The sequence below is a fragment of the Thiocapsa sp. genome (genome assembly GCF_018399035.1).
Classification (GTDB): Bacteria; Pseudomonadota; Gammaproteobacteria; order Chromatiales; family Chromatiaceae; genus Thiocapsa.
In genome coordinates this window covers 457,493-475,248 of sequence record NZ_CP073760.1, presented here as the reverse complement: position 1 = coordinate 475,248, position 17,756 = coordinate 457,493, and the positions used below count along the sequence as shown (strand labels likewise).

Here is a 17,756-nt window from a genome sequence, read left to right as displayed (position 1 = left end):
ATGGGTATCCCGGCTCAGCGCCCGCGCGAAAACCAGCGATCGAGCTCGTCGTAACCCACGCGGATCCAGGTCGGACGGCCGTGATTGCATTGGTCGATCCGCTCGGCACGCTCCATGTCGCGAAGCAATCCGTTCATCTCCTCCAGGGTCAGGCGTCGATTGGCCCGCACGGCACCATGACAGGCCATGGTGGAAAGGACCGCGTTGACGGCCTCGTCGAGTCGGGCGCTGCTGCCGTGGACGGCGAGATCCGAGAGGAGATCGCGCACCAAGCCTTCGTGATCGGCCTGTCGCAGCAGTGCCGGAACCTCCCGCACCACCAAGGTGCCGGCATCGATGCGGTCGATGACCAGGCCCAGCGCGGCCAGGTCATCGGCCCGGGATGCGATCAGCTCGGCCTCGCGCGGGGCCACCGAGACGGGCACCGGGACCAGCAGCGGCTGGCGAATCACGGCGCCGGAGCGCCAGCTCGTCTTCAGCCGCTCGTAGCCGATCCGCTCGTGGGCTGCATGGATGTCCACGATGATCAGGCCGTCGGGGGTCTGGGCCAAGAGATAGACCCCGTTGATCTGTGCGAGGGCGTAACCGAGCGGGTGTGCCTCGCCGTCGTCGGGATTTGCGCCGTCCGCCGCGCCGTCGATAGCGGCCCCCGCGGGCGGTGGTTGCTGAAACGCCAGATCGGCACGCAGACGCTCGGCGTAACCGCCGCGCCCGTCGCCGACGCCCAGCGGCAGATGCAGTGTGGGTCCCGGAGCGCCCCCGAGACGGGCCACCGGCTCGTCCCCGGCACGCGGTACCCGACCCGGCATAAATGCGCGCGCGATTTCGATTTCCGGCTCCGGCTCGCCGAGCACCCCGGCCGAGAGACGCCGCTGAAGCACCCGAAAGATGAAGTCGTGCACCTGCCGACCTTCCCGGAAGCGCACCTCGTGCTTGGACGGATGGACATTGCAGTCGACCGTTCGCGCGGGCAGCTCCAGGAACAACAGATAGGCGGGATGCCGCCCGTGATGGAGCAGGTCGCTGAAGGCCTGACGCACCGCGTGACTCACCAGCTTGTCGCGCACCATGCGGCCGTTGACGTAGAAGAACTGCTGATCGGCCTGACTGCGGGAGAACGCCGGACGCACCACCCAACCCCACAGGCGCAGATCCACGGCCTCCTCGTCCAAGGTCAAGGCCTGCTCGGCGAAGGCGCTTCCGAGCAAGGTCTCCAGACGGGCGCGCTGCCCCGCAGCGTCGGCCGCGGCCGGCAGGTCGTAGAGCGTTCTGCCGTTGTGACGCAGCTGAAAGGCGATGTCCGGCCGCGCCAAGGCGATGCGCCGCACCACCTGTTCCAGATGACCGAGCTCGGTCTTCTCGGTGCGCAGAAACTTACGGCGCGCAGGGGTGTTGTAGAAGAGATCCTGGACATCCACGCTGGTCCCCGGCGGATGCGCCGCCGGACGCGGCTCGTCCAAGGTGCCATCGCTGCCGACCGTGACCTCCAGGGCCGTCGGCTCGTCACGGCTGCGCGAGATCAAACGCAGCCGGCTCACCGAGGCGATGCTCGGCAATGCCTCGCCGCGGAACCCCAGGGTCGAGACCGCCTCCAGATCGCTCAAATCGGCGACCTTGCTGGTGGCATGACGCGAGAGCGCCAACACCAGCTCATCCGGCGGGATGCCGCGCCCGTCGTCGCGCACGCGCAGCCGCTTGATGCCGCCGCGCTCCACGTCGATCTCCACGCGCGTGCACCCGGCGTCGAGACTGTTCTCGATCAGCTCCTTGGCAACCGAGGCCGGGCGCTCGACGACCTCGCCCGCGGCGATCTGATTGACGAGATGACTGGAGAGGATACGGATCGGTTTAGACATGCGCGGATGGAAACAGAAGAGCGGGGCGCGGGCAAGGGCGGGCTTCCTGCGGCCTGCGGCCTGCGGCGTTGCTACCAGCCGAAGGTTGTGCTGACGACAGGAAGCACAACTTGCGCCGACGGTTCCTTGTGCCTCGCATGGCTCGGCACAGCCTACAGGCCGCGGGCGGCGGTTCCCGACTGACCCGTCTTGCGCGAAAAGCCCCGTCGTTCAGGGCGGGGATGGATAGCGCCGGACGGTGGACCCGTCCGGCATCTGTTCAGGTGGGAGTCTGTTGCTGTTCGATGTACTGGCGCACGATGGAAATCGGGGCACCGCCGCAGGAGGCGGCGAAGTAGGAGGGCGACCAGAGGACGCCTTTCCAGTAACGCTGCTGAATGTCCTGGCGCTCTTGGCGCAGTAGGCGGCCGGGACGGTGGAAGCGCCGGGCACCAACGTTCGGGCCAAGTCCGGCCTGAACAAAGCCATTCTCGACCAGGGTTGGTTCGAGTTTCGCCGGCAACTGGACTACAAGACGGCGTGGAGTGGCGGGCACCTGGTCGCGGTGCCCCCACAGAACACCAGCCGGACCTGTCCGTGCTGCGGGCATATCGCCAAGGAGAACAGGCAGACTCAGGAGCGTCGGCCCAGGAACCCGCCGAAGCGACTATTCGCGAGCTTTCTTGCGTGTAGCGCCGTAGGAATCGCCGTCCTTCAGGGCGGCGAGGATGTCAAGAATCCTCCGGAATCGCCAACACCTGCCCGACCCGGATCATGTCGTCGTTCAGACCGTTGCGGGCGCGCAGGGCGGAGATGCTCACGCTGTGCCGTTTGGCGATCCCGGAGAGGGTATCGCCCGGACCGATGACGTATTCACGCGCGCCTCCGCCGCCCTGCGGGGAGGCATCGACGAGCATCCCGCGGGGTGGATACTTGCGAAAGTATCCCAGCACGCCGGCCACGATCGCCTCGGCGAGCTCCCGCTGATGACCCCGATCGCGCAGCCGCTTCTCGTCGTCGGGGTTGCTGATAAAGGCCGTCTCGACCAGGATCGAGGGCACATCCGGCGCCCTGAGAACGGCGAACCCCGCCCGCTGGACATCACCGCGATGGACCACCCCCACGCGACCGAGATTGGCGAGGACCATGGCTGCGGCCTCGGTGCTGTGCTCCAGGGTCGCATTCTGCGTCATGTCCATGAGCACGTTTGCCAGAAGATCGTCGCCGGTCGAGAAATCGACGCCGCCGATCTGATCCGCACTGTTCTCCCGATTCGCCAGCCATTTCGCCGCATCGCTGCTCGCCCCGCCGTGGGAAATGGTGTAGACCGAAGAGCCTTTGGCTTTCGCGTTGGCGAAGGCGTCGGCATGGATCGAAACGAAGAGATCGGCCCGTCCCTCGCGCGCGATCGCGATGCGATCCCGCAACCCGACATAGTAGTCGCCGTCGCGGATCATCAGCGCCTCGAGACCCGGCTCGCGGTTGATGAGCTTGGCGAGCTCGCGTGCGACCGCAAGGTTGACGTCCTTCTCCAGGGTTCCTCCCGCGCCGATGGCACCGGGATCCTCGCCGCCGTGACCGGCGTCGATGGCGACGATGATCGCAGGACCGCGACCGCGCCGCGTGTCCCCTTTGCGAACGGCCGAGCTCGGGAACGAGGGAAGCGCGACACGCCGGACGCTCGAACCGTCCTTCGGCGTCAGATCGATGACCAGCCGATGTCCATAGCGCTCGTTCGGGCTCAGCGCAAAACTCTTGGCCCGGACCGGCTGTTTGAGATCCAGGACGATACGCAGGTGCGATCCGCCCCGCACCCCGCCACGCAGGCCGATCAGGACGGTATCCCCGAGATCGACCTTCGGCAGATTGCTCTGCATGGTTGCATCGTCGAGGTCGATGACGAGACGATCGGGCTCGTCCAGCGGAAAGATCCGGTGTGTGATCGCCACGGAGGTCTCGAAGACCAACCGGGTCTTTTCCGGATCCGTCCAGACCCGCGTACCCTGCACCGACGCCTGCTCCGCGCAGACGCACTGCGCCGCAACCGTAAGCAAGAGGAGAAGCAGCGGCGAGATCAGCCTATTCACGAGCACGGCCTTCCGGTTGCTCCCGATCCGATCGATCGTGGGTTGAACGATAACATGCGGAGCAAGGGCTTTCGATGCTGCATCATCGGATTACATCCGACTTCTCAGGCGATGCGAAAAGCGCCGAGTCCGCGGAACCGAGCCCGGTCAGCGCCTCGAGCACCGACTCGCCCGACACCGTCCGGGCCGAGAGAGACAGATGTCGGCCGTTCGGGACGTACGCGATCGCAATGACGAGATCGGGCGGCGGCAGCATCCCGAGACCACGCTCGGGCCACTCCACCATCCAGACGGCATCCTCGGCGAGCAGATCGCGCAGACCCAGATACTCGAGCTCCTGCGGATCTCCGAGACGATAAAGATCCAGATGATAAAGCCGCCGCTCCCCGATCTCGTAAGGCTCGAGCAGGGTGTAGGTCGGGCTGCGCACGGCACCGCGATGACCGAGCCCCGCGAGAACACCGCGGGTCAGGGTCGTTTTTCCGGTCCCGAGATCGCCCTCGAGATAGACGATCAGACGCGGCGGCAAGAGCGCCGCGAGCCGCGCCCCGAAGGCGACCTGCGCCTCGGGATCGGGCAGCCGTTGCTCGATCATGATTCCTCCTGCACTGCGGGCACGCGATTGGCCACGGGACGAAGGGCGTCGATGATATCGCCCGCGACGAGCCCGCGCTCGCCCGTGCGTGCGGCCCGATCGCCCGCCGCGGCGTGCAGACACACGCCGGCACAGGCGGCCTCCTCCCCGTCGAGACCCTGAGCGCGCAAGGCGCCGATGATCCCGGTCAGGACATCCCCTGAGCCGGCGGTCGCCATCCCGGGGTTGCCGTCGCTGCAGACCGCAAGCGGGCGCGCCGGATCGCTCCGAATCAGGGTTCCGGCGCCCTTCAGGACGGCGACACCGCCGTAGCGCCCCTGCAGCGCGTGCACGGCGGCCGGACGATCCTGCTCGATCGCCGCGATGGCGCTCCCGAGCAGGCGTGCCGCCTCGCCCGGATGCGGCGTCAGCACCCAATCCGGCCCCGACCGCGGGGCCTCGGCGAGGAGATTCAGGGCGTCGGCATCGACGACCATCGGCAGGCCGAGGCCAAGGACGGACTCCCAGAGATCGCGGCCCCACGCCTCGCGACCCAGCCCGGGGCCGATCGCGAGAACATCGGCCCGCGCGATCAGGGGAGCCAGATCCGCCGAGGTCACGACCGCCGACACCATCAGCTCGGGACGCGAGAGATTCAGCCAAGCGGCATGCGCCGGATGCGTGGCGATCGTGACCAATCCGGCACCGGCCCGCAGTGCGGCCTCGCCGGCGAGACGCACGGCACCGGACAGGCCGGGGCGCCGCCGATCATCAGCAAGTGTCCGAAGGTGCCCTTGTGCGCGGTGCGGGAACGTCGCCCGAATCGCGCCGACTGCTGATCCCAGTCGATGCGCCGCGCCGAGGCCACCTCGCTGGAATAGACCCGGGCCGGGATCGACAGCGCGCTGAAACGGATCGCGCCGCAGTACTCGGGTCCGGCCCCGATGAAGAGACCTTGCTTGAGTCCGACGAAGCTGACGGTGAGATCCGCGCGCACCGCCACGCCCATGACCTGTCCGGTATCGGCATGCAGACCCGACGGGATGTCGACGGCGAGCACCGGCGCGTGCTGGTGGTCGAGGGCCTGTATCGCCTCGGCCCAGAGCCCCTCGACCTGCCGTTCCAGCCCGGTTCCGAGAACGGCATCGACCAGGACATCCGAGCGCCGCGGCAATCCGCGATAAGGCTCGATCGTCCCGCCCGCGTCACGCCAGGCGTCGCGACTGAGGGCCGCGTCGCCCGTCACGCGCTGCGGATCCCCGAGCTGCAGCAGGCGTACGGCCAAACCCTCGGCTAGGGCCAAGCGCGCGATCACGTACCCGTCCCCGCCGTTGTTGCCGATCCCGACGAGCACCGTCAGGTCGCGTGCATCCGGCCAACGTTCGCGCAGGATCCGATAGGCGACCTCCCCGGCCCGGTTCATCAGCGTGATGCCGGGGATGCCGTGCTGCTCGATCGCGCAGCGGTCGAGGTTGCGCACCTGCTCGGCGCGATAGAGCGCATGCGGCAGGCGATCGCTGTCGGGCATGGGATTAATCCGCGGCGGGGATGACATGTGGCGCTCCCGCACGGGCTCGATTGCAGGCGACGCGAGACACAGTGCCCCGAAGCCGGATCGCGTCGATGAAGCAGTGTGTCGTGCGGTACTCGGCGTTCATGGATCCCGATGTGCTCGATGGGTTGACTCGATGGCGCCGTCGCCGAACAAAGCGTTCGAGTCGGCTTCGGATGCGGTCTATCCTTCGGGAATCCGCAATCGCCGAGGCACGACGACCCGGAATGATACCGCCCGAAGAGCTTGTCGCCCGCATCAAGCGCCGGGGTTTGGATCTCGGCTTCCAACAGGTCGGGATCACCGACACCGACCTTGCGTCGGCCGAGTCGCGCCTGCTGAGCTGGCTGGCCGAGGGCCGTCACGGCACCATGGACTACATGGCCCGCCATGGGCTGAAACGCTCGCGCCCGGCCGATCTGGTGCCCGGCACCGTTCGGGTGATCTCGGTGCGGATGGACTATCTGCCCGAGTCGCACCGGGCGATGCAGGCCGCGCTCGAGGAGCCGCCGCGCGCCTTCATCTCGCGCTACGCGCTCGGCCGCGACTATCACAAGCTGCTCAGAGCGCGGCTGCAACGCCTCGCCGAGCATATCCTCGCCGAAATCGGCCCCTTCGGCTACCGGGTCTTCGTCGACTCCGCGCCGGTGCTCGAGAAACCGCTGGCCGCGAAGGCCGGGCTCGGCTGGATCGGCAAGCATACCAACCTCATCCACCCCAAGGCCGGCTCCTGGTTCTTTCTCGGCGAGATCTACACGGATCTCGCGCTGCCCGTCGATACCCCGATTGCCGATCGTTGCGGCCGCTGTCGGGCCTGCATCGAGGTCTGTCCCACCCGTGCGATCGTCGCGCCGTACGTGCTGGATGCCCGCTTGTGCATCTCCTACCTGACGATCGAGCATGCAGGCAGCATCCCGGAGCCGCTGCGCGCGCTGATGGGCAACCGCATCTACGGCTGCGACGACTGCCAATTGGTCTGCCCTTGGAATCGCTTCGCCCGGCTCGGCGCCGAGCCGGATTTCCAGGCACGCCACGCACTGGATACAGCCTCGCTGGTCGAGGTCTTCGGCTGGGACGAGACGACCTTTCTCGACCGAACGCAAGGCTCCGCGATCCGTCGCATCGGCCACATCCGCTGGTTGCGCAACATCGCCGTCGCGCTCGGCAACGCGCCCGCCTCACCCGAGGTGAAAGCGGCCCTGAACACCCGTGCTAACCATCCCGACGCCTTGATTCGAGAACATGTCGGCTGGGCGCTCCGGCGGATCGGTTAAAGCTCCCGCAAAAGATGCGTGCGATAATGCTTCAGCTCGTCGATCGACTCGCGGATATCGTCGAGGGCCAGGTGTCGCGATTCTTTCTTGAAGGCACTCGCCACGTCGGGCGCCCAGCGTTGCGCGAGGATCTTGAGCGTGCTCACGTCAAGATTGCGATAGTGGCAGTAGGCCTCGAGCTTCGGCATCCAGAGCGCGAGGAAGCGTCGATCCTGACAGATGCTGTTTCCGCACAAGGGCGAGGCGCCGGGCGGGACGAAATCCGCGAGGAAGCGCAGGGTCGTCGATTCGGCATCGGAGACGCTCCGGGTGCTCGCGCGTACCCGATCGAGCAGGCCGGATCGGCCGTGATGGTCGCGATTCCACTCGTCCATGCCGGCAAGTACGGCCTCGGGCTGATGGATCGCAACGACGGGACCCTCGGCGAGGATGCGAAGATCGCTGTCGGTGATCATGGTCGCGATCTCGAGGATGCGATCGGTCGCGGGGTCGAGCCCCGTCATCTCGAGATCGAGCCAGATCAGATGATTCTCGTTCTTGGTCAAATGCCTGCTCTCCTGCAATCCGCAAACGGGTGAGCCGACCGCCTGGTCTAGCCCGGCGGTCGACACCATGATCGGCTAGGGTAGCGGCGTTTTCGCCTGCTGGCGACCTTGCGCATTCCAACAACCCTTCGGAGGCTCATCCATGAAGATCCAGTCCATACTCCTCGGCGCGGGCACAGCCGTGCTTCTCGGCCTCGTGTCGGTTACGGCACAGGCGCAACCCGGCGAGAAGGCCGGGGAGATCTACGAAGACAACTGTCTGAGCTGTCACGGCAGCGAGATCTACACGCGCGACGGACGCATGGTCACCTCGCTCGACGGACTCGAGCGGCAGGTACAACGCTGCGAAACCGCGCTCGGGCTGCGTTGGTTCGATGAAGACATCAAGGACGTGGCCGCCTATCTGAACCATCACTTCTACAGTTTCGAGCGCTGAGCCGGTGACGAAACGGCGGCTGTCCGGACGCCAGATCGAGCGGATCCAAACCATCCAGGACCGCCGCCGCCAACGCCTCGCCGCGCGCGTCGACAACGCTCTGTCGGAGATCGAAGGCGAGCCGTTGCCCGTGGAGGGCCGGGTGGTCGTGCGCCACGGGGCCAATCTGGCGGTCGAGGACGCCGACGGCGACATCACCCATTGCCTGTCGCGTCAGAACATCGGTCATCCGGTCTGCGGGGACCGCGTGGTCTGGCAACGCACCGCGGACAATCAGGGTGTCGTCACGGCCATCCTGCCGCGGCAAACGCTGCTGAGTCGCCCCGACTTCGGCGGTCGCGACAAGCCCTTGGCGGCCAACCTGACGCGCCTGGTGATCCTGATCGCGCCGCGGCCCGAGCCGAGCGACTATCTGATCGATCAGTATCTGGTTGCGGCGGAGACCATGGGGGTGGAGGCCATCATCGTGGCCAACAAGATGGACCTGCTCGATGCGGACGAGCGTGCAGCGTTTCAAGAGCGCTTCGCCTATTACGCGGCCATCGGCTATGCACTCCTCTGGACCAGTCTGCGCGAGCCGGAGACCCTGATCGAGCTGATCCGTCATCTCGGCGGGCAAACAAGCATCCTGGTGGGCCAGTCCGGCGTCGGCAAATCATCCTTGGTCAAGGTGCTGCTGCCGGATCGCGAGATCCAGATCGGTCGACTCTCCAAGGCGACCGGACTGGGGCGCCATACCACCTCGGCGGCAACCTGCTATCGATTGGCCGACGACGGCGCCTTGATCGACTCCCCCGGCGTGCGCAGCTTCCGCACCGGAGCGCTCGACCGCGACGCCCTGCAGCAAGGGTTTCGCGAGCTCCGCCCCTACATCGGACACTGCCGGTTCGCCGACTGCCGACACGACCAAGAGCCCGACTGCGCCATCCGCGGCGCCGTCGCAGAGGGCCTGATCGCCCCGCAGCGGCTCGCCAACTTCAAACATCTGCTGGCTGAAGCGGAGCAGGCACGCACTTAAACCGCGCCCGGTGCGGTATGCGATGTTTTTGGGTGGGGTCGGCCCCGGCGGATTTCAGAGCCGCTGGAGCCGGCGCGGTTTAAGGTATTCAAAAATATTAAATTTTAAACCGCGTCTCCAAAAAGGTCGGAAAAATCCTTGAGCCCGACACAACATGAAAATGACGCATCTCGCTCTGGACGCGGTTTAAGTCCCGTCACGCGATGCCGAATCAGGACACGACAGGATGAACTACTGGTTGATGAAATCCGAGCCGGACGCCTTCGGTCTCGATGACCTGGCCGCGCGCCCGGACCGGACCGAGCCCTGGGACGGGGTACGCAACTACCAGGCCCGCAACATGATGCGTGACGCCATGCGTCCGGGCGACCACATCCTCTTCTATCACTCCAACTGCACCATGCCGGGCGTGGTCGGGATCGCCGAGGTGGCGAGCGAGGCGTATCCGGACAGTACCGCCTTCGATCCCGAGGCCAAGTATTTCGACCCCAAGAGCGACCCTGAGAAACCCCGCTGGTATCTGGTCGAGGTGCGCTACGTGCGACATCTGAAGCGGACCATTTCGCTTGCCGAGCTCAAGGCGCATGCCGAAGGCCCCCTCGCCGGCTTCCCGCTCGTGCGCAACGGCAATCGGCTCTCCGTCATGCCGGTCACGTCCGAACAATGGGACTTCATCCTCGGCCTCGAGTCCGAAACCGATGCCGAAGCGGGTTCTTAGTTTCGCGCCGTCGAGGTCCGCCATGCACCGCCGTAAACTGCCGATCGGGATCCAGACCTTCGCCAAGATTCGGGAGGATGACTTTTACTATGTCGACAAGACCGGCTTCATCCGCCAGTTGGTCGACGAGGGCAGCCAGTATTTCCTGTCGCGTCCGCGTCGTTTCGGCAAGTCGCTGCTGATCGATACCCTCGCGGAGCTCTTCGCCTGCAACGAGCCCTTGTTTCGAGGGCTCGCGATCCATCCGCATTGGGACTGGACAACCCCTTATCCGGTCATTCGGATCAGCTTCGGCGGGGGTGTGGTGCGTGATCGCATCGAGCTCGATCAGCGGATCCTGGATCTCTTGTCCCGCAACCAACGCGCGCTTGGCCTGGTCTGTCGGGACAGCACGGACGTCGTGGGTTGTTTTGCCGAGTTGCTCGCGCTGGCCCATGCCGCCACCGGCCAACGCGCAGTGGTGCTGGTGGATGAATACGACAAGCCGATCCTCGACAATCTGAGCGACGCGAAGAGCGCGCGTGAGCTCCGCGACGGACTGCGTAACTTCTATTCGGTCATCAAGGACAACGACGCCCACATCCGCTTTGCGTTTCTTGTCGGCGTGAGCAAGTTCAGCAAGGTCAGCATCTTCTCGGGACTCAACAGTCTGAAGGACATCACGGTCGATGCCCGTTATTCGGCGCTCTGCGGTTATACCGAGGCCGATGTCGACGGCCTCTTCGCCCCCGAGCTTGCGGGCCTGGAACGCGAGCAGATCCGGCTCTGGTACAACGGCTACAACTGGACCGGCGAAGCGGTCTACAACCCCTTCGATCTCCTCTTGTTGTTCGATGCACGCGAGTTCCGCACCTGGTGGTTCGAGACGGGGACGCCGACCTTTCTGGTGGATCTGCTCACCGCGCGCGGTTTCTTTACGCCCGATCTGGCCGGACTGCATGCCTCCGAGGCATTGATCTCGACCTTCGACGTGGACAGCATGCCCTCGGAGGCGTTGCTCTGGCAAAGCGGCTATCTGACCTTCACCGGCTCCCGGCGCCTCGGCGCGCGGCTCGAATATGCGCTGGGCTATCCCAACCTCGAGATCGAGATTGCGCTCAACGACGCACTCCTGAAAGGCTTGATGGGCGACCCCATGCAGGCCGATCGGGCTGTCAGCCGGCTCTACGACGTGCTCGTCGGCGGCGACTTCGCGGCCTTGCGCGCCCATGTCGAAAGCCTCTTCGCGGCCATCCCCGATCACTGGCACACCGGCAATCCGATCGCCCGCTTCGAGGGTTACTATGCAAGCGTCTTCTACAGCCATCTGGCCGCGCTGGGCTTGGACCTGACCCCGGAAGAGACGAGCAACCAAGGCCGGATCGACCTGACCCTGAAGTTCAACAACTGCATCTGGCTGTTTGAGTTCAAGGTCGTCGAGTTGGCACCGGAAGGGCGAGCGCTCCAACAGATCAAAGACCGCGGTTACGCCGACAAGTACCGCGCACTGGGTCAGCCGATCCACCAGATCGGGATCGAATTCAGTCGCGAGCGCCGCGCCTTGGTCGGCTTCGAGGTGGAAACGCTGTGAGTCGCCGGCCGCGGGTGGCGATCTGCGCAGGCGCCCGGCGTATGATCCAGCCATGCGCATGGACTTCAAACAGTTTCCGAAGAATTCCCTACCCGTAGGTTGTGCTGACGATAGGAAGCACAACGCCCGCGGGCGGGGAGCGCCCAGGCTCGCAGCTCGGCATAACGGTTTCCGGAATTCGCCTCGAACGCGCCCGGATCACATCAATCGGACGACGGAGGCCTGCTGCAGCCCGAGCGCCTGCTGGCCCAGCTTGAGTGCCTGCTCGGCGAAGGCGTCCAGATCGCCCCAGCGATCATCCGTATCCACCACCTCCGACAAGACCTCGCCGACGATGCCGAGCCGGTAAGCCCCGTCGGCGCGCTCCGCAGGCGGGCTTGGCTCGGCGCAGACATAGAAGACGGGCTCGCGTTGCCCGGACGGCACGAAGGCGAGGATGTATCGATAGGCACGGCCATCCCCGCTCTCGATCTCGCCGAGCAGCGAGGCGCTGTGGCTGCCGATCTGGTAGCGGAGTTTCGGGATGGCGGTCTTGATGACGGGGCGATCTTGCATGGCAAGGCTCCTGAAGCATGTCGAATCGGGGCGCGGTTTCGTCGCCCTGCCCTGCATGTGGGGGCGTTCGTGCGGCAACGCAGGCCGAAGCAGCAATCCTCCGTCTGTTGTCCGGGCGTCTATCGGAGCGGTGCAGAGATTCCGAGACCGCCCGAGATCATTGTCGTTGTCGTTGTCGTAATCGACCATCGATCCGACAACGACAACGACAACGAATAGTCTCGACACATCTGCAGTGCTGCACTATCCAGCTGACTCCACCGCCATCTCGCCGAGGACGGAGACGACCGATGCGCAGAGTGTCGCAAGCTCTTCGTCGGTGACGATGTAGGGCGGCATCAAATAGACGAGTCGGCCGAACGGGCGCACCCAGACCCCGCGCGCGACGAAACGGCGCTGGATCTCGCGCATGGACACGGGAGCATCCATCTCGACCACACCGATCGCCCCGAGCACACGCACCTCGGCCACACCCGGAAGGTCCCTGCAGCCTGCCAGTCCGGCGCCCAGACCATACTCGATCCGCGCGATGTTGGCTCGCCAGTCGGAGGCCAGCAGCAGCTCGATACTGGCATTGGCGATCGCGCAGGCAAGCGGATTGCCCATGAAGGTCGGGCCGTGCATGAAGACGCCGGGGTCGCCCGAGGAGATGGTCCGGGCGACCCGGTCGGTCGCGAGCGTCGCCGCCAGCGTCAGATAGCCGCCCGTCAGGGCCTTGCCGAGGGTCATGATGTCCGGGGCGATCCCGGCATGCTCGCAGGCGAAGAGTGCGCCGGTACGCCCGAAGCCGGTCGCGATCTCGTCGGCGATCAGGAGCACCTCGAAGCGGTCGCAGAGCCGTCGGACCTCCGCAAGATACTCCGCGCTGTAGAAGCGCATGCCCCCGGCACCCTGCACGATCGGCTCGAGGATGACCGCGGCCAGCTCCGCGTGATGCCGCTCGATCAAGTCCGCAAACGCGGCGATCTGCTTGGACCGACAGGGCTCGCCGAATCGGCACGCGGGCGCCGGTGCAAAGACCTGCTCGGACAGCACGCGACCGAAGAGATGGTGCATCCCGGTCACGGGATCGCAGACCGACATGGCCCCTTGGGTATCCCCGTGATAGCCCGTGCGGATCGTCATGAGCCGGTGCCGCTCGGGTCGCCCGGCAGCCTGCTGGTATTGGATCGCCATCTTGATGGCGACCTCGACCGAGACCGATCCCGAATCGCAGAGAAAGACGTGCTGCAGCGGCTCCGGGGTCAGCTTCACCAGCGTGTCGATCAGGCGCACTGCCGGCTCGTGGGTCAGCCCGCCGAACATGATGTGCGACATGGCGTCGAGCTGATCGCGCGCCGCTTGGTTCAAGACCGGATGGTTGTAGCCGTGGATCGCGCACCACCAAGAGGACATCCCGTCGATCAGCTCGCGGCCGTCCATGAGCCGGATCCGACAGCCCGAGGCCGAGCGCACGGCATAGACCGGATCGCGATCGATCGTGGAGGTGTAGGGATGCCAGGCGTGGGCTCGGTCGATCCCGAGCAGCTCTTCCTCTGTCACCTTGGGCTCACGCAGGGGTTCACTTTCGGTCGTTGTCGTTGTCGATTACGATTACGACAACGACAACGAATGGATATGGTGCTTCACCGACTTCTGAGACGTGTCGGCGCGACTATAGATCCGCACGACTGTCGATCTCGCTCACCGCCAGCCCGTGCAGGATGCCTCTGATAATGGCGCGACACTCCTCCTCGCGCTCGGACTTGCCCTTCCTGGCCGCGTTGAAGAACCGCGCCAGATCGCGCTGCTGCGCGGCCGGCAGCTCCTCGGTGAACCCGGCACGGCGGATCTCCTTCTCGGGAACCTTATCGGAGGCGTCTTCCTCCGCGGCTTGGCGGCCGTGCGACCAGTTCATGGCCCGCGCGCTGTAGAGCACGATGCGATCCAGGAGGACGAAGGGAAAGCGCGGATTGTGAACCGGGCCGACCGTGAAACGCTGCGTTCCCGAGGCGCGTTCGATATTGAGTTTGGCCAGTGCCTTGCTCCCCATGAACCCCAACACGCCGCCCGTCGCCGCACCGATCAACGCGCCGGCTCCGAAGGTATGCCCGGCCGTCGAGATGTCGATGGTCGCACCCGAGGCCGCGCCCGCAGCCATGCCGACCAGGGCAAGCTGGCGTTTGGACAGACCGAGCGCCTGATTCACGTCCTCCGAGAGCAGATCCTTGCCGAGAATCGAGTCGGGGGGCATGTGCCAGACATGGTGGCGAAAATTCGCGCGGATCTGCTCCTGCGCCTTCCTCTCGAGCTGGCGCAGCCCGTCTTCGAACGCCGCCGTCACGTCCTCTTTGACACGCTCGCGCCCGCTCTCGAAAGCCAGCTTGCTCTCCGTCACGGTCTTGGACACCTTGAAGGTGAGCGCTTCCTTGAGCAGATCCATGATGGTGGTCACGGCCTGATCGGTACGCCGGTTCCAGTCATGCTCGAAGGCATGGATCGCTTCTTCGACGAGCGGCTCCCAGCGCTGATCGATGCTCTTGAGCGCCTGCATCAACCGCACGCGCTCGCCGTAGGTGGCGCGATGGGCATTGAAGTCGCGGATCGAGTTGAACGTCTTGCAGAGCGCATCGCGCCACTGGGCCATGTAGCGCGTGTTGTTGGTCAGATTGTTCAGGATCGCCATGCGCGGGCGGGCGGTCAGACGCAGCAGCTCGATCTCGACCCGATCCTTTTCCTTGATGCGCTTGGAGCCGTCGATCACCAGGATGATGGCCGCACCCTCGGCAACCGGCTCGAGGAGCTCGCAGTCGTGCGAAAAGAGGGGGTCTGCCCGATGCGCGGCCACGAACGCCCGCGCCAGCTCACACTTGTCGCTTTGGGCCTGAAACCATTCCAGGATCGCGTTGGGATTCTGAAAACCAGGGGTATCGATGAACTCGATCACCGGTCGCCCGTCGATGACGACGGGATAGACGTTCGCCTCGGTCGTGGTGCCCGCGCGTTTATCGATCTGGATCAGGTCGTTCTCGGTGAGTGTCGCGACCACGGAGGACTTGCCGGCATTCGGGTGCCCCATGATCGCCAGTCTTGGAATCTTCCCGGACATCAGTCGTCTCCGTCCTCGTGTGGCGGCGCAAGCATTTCCAAGCGCAGATAGGGGTCGGCCATCTGATCGATCTTGCGCCGCCAGTCCGTGTAGTCGAACGGGCGCATCGGCGGCAGACGGTCATCGTCGGTCGGATCGCCCACCAGGGCGAGCATGATCTGGGCACGTTTCCCGGCCGCTGCGCGCAGCTCGCGCAGGAAGCGCAGGCTCTCCGTGATCGGGGGCTGAGAGCCGTCCTCGACCACCACGACCCGAGGCGGCGGTGCCTGCCAGTCGCCGTGCTCCAGGATACCGAGCGCCTCGTCGGTCATCGCGCTGCCGGCACCGACGGTCGCCGTCGCCGCAATCCGCCAACCGGTCAGGTGCATCAGCATCTGCTCCAAACGCGGACGGTCGTCGTCCTCGAGGATGTCGTCGATGTCGACGTGCAGCAGGAGCAAACAGGCGTCGGGGGCAAAGCGGGTGCCTTGCGCGGGTGTCGACGTCGGCGGTGTCGGAACGGCGGCTGCCGGTGCCGGTGCGGGGGGAGGCGTCGGTGTCTCTGCAATCTTCGGCTGAGACGAGGGTTGCGCAGGCGGTTTCGCCGGCGACTTCTCAGCGCGCTTCGAATCCGATCCCTTCGAAACGGCGGGCTGTGCCGTCGCCTTCTTCGGTTCGGCTCGCGGCTTCGGCTCGGCTCGCGGCGTTGCGGGGACCGCGGGCGCCGCGGGCCGGGCTTGCGTCTCGGCAGGCTTTTGCCGGGCCTGATCGGGCGTTGGCTCGGACGCGGCTTCCGGCTCCGGGATGACCGGTGAAGCAGGCGCGGGCTCCGGCACAGCCGGCGGCTCGGGCTCGGGTTCCGACTCACGCTTAGGCTTGAGTTTGGGCTGAAGAACCGCCGGCGCGGTCGTGCGGTCGGTCTTGCTGGACTCGGGCGTCGCGACCGGACCTACCGCAACAACCGGTATGGCTTCCTCGGGAACCCTGGAAGGCGGCAGCGCCGGTTGCTGCTCGGGCTCCGCTGCAGGAGCCGCGCTCGGAGCATCGACAGGCGGTGACACCGGCGAAGGCGCGAGCGGAGGGGGCGGAGCGGAGCTCGGCGCCGCGCCCCCCGGCTCGACACGCCGAACCAGTGCATTGCGCCAAGGACGCGCCGAGGTCGGCGGTTCCGGCTCGGTCGGACCGTCCAGACCAGATGGACGCGGCTTGCGCGAGGTCGACGCGGCCGGGATCGGCATCTCGGTGCCCCTCTCGCCGCCCGCGCGTTCCCCGCTCGGCGTCGTCTCGATGCGCGGCGAGAGCATGCGGGCATAGAGCGCCTGGGTGCGACTGTGGGTGAAGGGCAGGCGAACCAGAATCATGCGTCGGGCCAGAACGGAGCCGCCCCACAACATCAGCCTTGGCAGAAGACCGTAGGTCGTGACGGCCAGGAGCAGGAACGAGCCCCAGGATCGCAGATGCGCGGGATCCGGTTTAACGGTCGGCGTCACACTCGCCCAGTGCTCGAGAAAGATGCGCGAGCCGGCCACCTGCTCCAGGCTCGGGAAGCCGATGCCCTCGCCGAGCAGCCAGCTCCAGGGCAGCGCGATCAAACGGGTCATGTCGAAGATCGTCTGCGGATGGACGTTCAGGGTCGAACCCCAGCCGAAGGCCAGGTCGGTGAACCATTCCAGAATCAGGGTCGTCAGGATGACGCCGACGTTGAAGGCGATCCCGAAAATCTGGGCCGGGATCAACAAGGGCAGATAGGAGACCGGACCATAGACCGCGTATTGCGACTTGAGGAGCCCGTGCCGAGCGCGCGCTTGATCCTGGATCTCGGCCGCGGCGTGGCCGATCCGCTGACTCTGAAACCAGCTCGCGGCCTTGGCAACGAGCGGACGTACGATGTGCGTCAAGATGCCCGGCGCCGCGCCCGCGCCGCGCCCGCGCGCCTTGCGCAGCCCCCAGGCCGTGACGAGGGAAGCCACGAGGAGAAACTGCACGATGACCAGAAGAAAGAGATACCAGGAGACGCTGACCGGGCGGGTTCCGTCGTAGCTGAGCAGCGTGGAGGCCACCCCGATCCCGACGATGAATCCGACAACCGCGAGCAGCATGGTGACCAGACGCTCGGCGCTCCCGAACGCCTCTCCCGGCAGGATCGAGCGCATCTCCGGACGCTCCGCATTGCGGCGAGCGGCCAGCCATCGGCGCAGGCTTAAGCGCCGATGCGCCGGGGTATGCGGCCGCTGATCGCCGATCTCGGGGGCGATCGTGTCGAGGTAGAGCGAACGATCGCGCTCGGCGAGTGTCTTGCGCGCCGACGGATGCTCGCGCAACTCGCTCTCGTCGGCATCCAAGTAGTACTCGAGGTCGATCAGATCGGCGACCGTCCAACCGCGCGCCTCGTCGGGCACGGCGTGGACTTTGGTCGAATCGGCCGGATGATGTCTGAAATCCATAGGAATGCGTCAAGACTCCTCGGTGCTGGTCAATCGCCCTTTGATGTGTGTATAGGCGGCCTGTTGCTGGCGCCTGGAGCC

The 17,756-nt window shown here is 65.9% G+C and carries 13 protein-coding genes and 3 pseudogenes; 6 read left to right on the top strand and 10 right to left on the bottom strand.

What is annotated here, in order from left to right; all coding sequences use genetic code 11:
* Window positions 1-14: 14 nt before the first annotated feature.
* Both mutL and KFB96_RS02225 read right to left on the bottom strand, forming a co-directional pair.
* On the bottom strand, window positions 15-1,856 hold the full coding sequence (mutL, locus tag KFB96_RS02230) for a DNA mismatch repair endonuclease MutL (RefSeq protein ID WP_213458757.1): 1,842 nt from the start codon (window positions 1,854-1,856) through the stop codon (window positions 15-17).
* A gap of 259 nt (window positions 1,857-2,115) precedes the next feature.
* A pseudogene (locus KFB96_RS02225) lies at window positions 2,116-2,262 on the bottom strand (transposase); the annotation flags it as partial.
* Window positions 2,263-2,271: 9 nt separating this feature from the next.
* Here KFB96_RS02225 and KFB96_RS26265 point away from each other — a divergent pair.
* Window positions 2,272-2,409: pseudogene (locus KFB96_RS26265) on the top strand (cytosine methyltransferase); the annotation flags it as partial.
* Window positions 2,410-2,566: 157 nt separating this feature from the next.
* Here the strand turns inward: KFB96_RS26265 and KFB96_RS02220 are convergent.
* From KFB96_RS02220 to KFB96_RS02210, 3 genes and pseudogenes are all read right to left on the bottom strand, one after another.
* On the bottom strand, window positions 2,567-3,922 hold the full coding sequence (locus tag KFB96_RS02220; protein ID WP_366931513.1) for an N-acetylmuramoyl-L-alanine amidase: 1,356 nt from the start codon (window positions 3,920-3,922) through the stop codon (window positions 2,567-2,569).
* Window positions 3,923-4,004: 82 nt separating this feature from the next.
* Window positions 4,005-4,517, bottom strand: coding sequence for a tRNA (adenosine(37)-N6)-threonylcarbamoyltransferase complex ATPase subunit type 1 TsaE (gene tsaE, locus KFB96_RS02215; RefSeq protein WP_213458755.1), 513 nt, complete (start codon window positions 4,515-4,517; stop codon window positions 4,005-4,007).
* A pseudogene (locus KFB96_RS02210) lies at window positions 4,514-6,051 on the bottom strand (NAD(P)H-hydrate dehydratase). The gene tsaE and the pseudogene KFB96_RS02210 overlap by 4 nt, the downstream one beginning before the upstream one ends.
* 224 nt (window positions 6,052-6,275) lie before the next feature.
* On the opposite strand from KFB96_RS02210, the gene queG reads away from it, so the two are divergent.
* Entirely contained in the window at window positions 6,276-7,322 is a 1,047-nt protein-coding gene (gene queG, locus KFB96_RS02205; RefSeq protein WP_213458753.1) for a tRNA epoxyqueuosine(34) reductase QueG, read from the top strand.
* On the opposite strand, the gene orn is transcribed toward queG, so the two are convergent.
* A complete protein-coding gene (gene orn / locus KFB96_RS02200) occupies window positions 7,319-7,867 on the bottom strand; it encodes an oligoribonuclease (protein WP_213458752.1) in 549 nt (182 codons plus the stop codon). The genes queG and orn overlap by 4 nt on opposite strands.
* Before the next feature lie 142 nt (window positions 7,868-8,009).
* Here orn and KFB96_RS02195 point away from each other — a divergent pair, with 142 nt between their 5' ends.
* From KFB96_RS02195 to KFB96_RS02180, 4 genes are all read left to right on the top strand, one after another.
* The gene (locus tag KFB96_RS02195) at window positions 8,010-8,303 is read left to right on the top strand and encodes a cytochrome c (RefSeq protein WP_213458751.1); all 294 of its coding nucleotides are present in this window, start codon (window positions 8,010-8,012) and stop codon (window positions 8,301-8,303) included.
* A gap of 4 nt (window positions 8,304-8,307) precedes the next feature.
* Window positions 8,308-9,321, top strand: coding sequence for a ribosome small subunit-dependent GTPase A (gene rsgA, locus KFB96_RS02190; protein ID WP_213458750.1), 1,014 nt, complete (start codon window positions 8,308-8,310; stop codon window positions 9,319-9,321).
* 226 nt (window positions 9,322-9,547) lie between these two features.
* Window positions 9,548-10,039 (top strand): EVE domain-containing protein, encoded by a 492-nt coding sequence (locus KFB96_RS02185; RefSeq protein WP_213458749.1) that lies wholly within the window; start codon window positions 9,548-9,550, stop codon window positions 10,037-10,039.
* Between the two features lie 22 nt (window positions 10,040-10,061).
* The gene (locus tag KFB96_RS02180; protein ID WP_213458748.1) at window positions 10,062-11,609 is read left to right on the top strand and encodes an ATP-binding protein; all 1,548 of its coding nucleotides are present in this window, start codon (window positions 10,062-10,064) and stop codon (window positions 11,607-11,609) included.
* 198 nt (window positions 11,610-11,807) lie between these two features.
* Here KFB96_RS02180 and KFB96_RS02175 read toward each other — a convergent pair whose 3' ends face one another.
* The 4 genes from KFB96_RS02175 to KFB96_RS02160 all read right to left on the bottom strand — a co-directional run bounded on the left by KFB96_RS02175 (window position 11,808) and on the right by KFB96_RS02160 (window position 17,675).
* Window positions 11,808-12,164, bottom strand: coding sequence for a hypothetical protein (locus tag KFB96_RS02175; RefSeq protein WP_213458747.1), 357 nt, complete (start codon window positions 12,162-12,164; stop codon window positions 11,808-11,810).
* Window positions 12,165-12,407: 243 nt separating this feature from the next.
* A complete protein-coding gene (gene bioA / locus KFB96_RS02170; RefSeq protein ID WP_213458746.1) occupies window positions 12,408-13,706 on the bottom strand; it encodes an adenosylmethionine--8-amino-7-oxononanoate transaminase in 1,299 nt (432 codons plus the stop codon).
* 112 nt (window positions 13,707-13,818) lie between these two features.
* Entirely contained in the window at window positions 13,819-15,252 is a 1,434-nt protein-coding gene (locus KFB96_RS02165; protein ID WP_213458745.1) for a GTPase/DUF3482 domain-containing protein, read from the bottom strand.
* The gene (locus KFB96_RS02160) at window positions 15,252-17,675 is read right to left on the bottom strand and encodes a DUF2868 domain-containing protein (RefSeq protein ID WP_213458744.1); all 2,424 of its coding nucleotides are present in this window, start codon (window positions 17,673-17,675) and stop codon (window positions 15,252-15,254) included. Before KFB96_RS02160 ends, KFB96_RS02165 begins: the two co-directional genes overlap by 1 nt.
* Window positions 17,676-17,756: the final 81 nt, after the last annotated feature.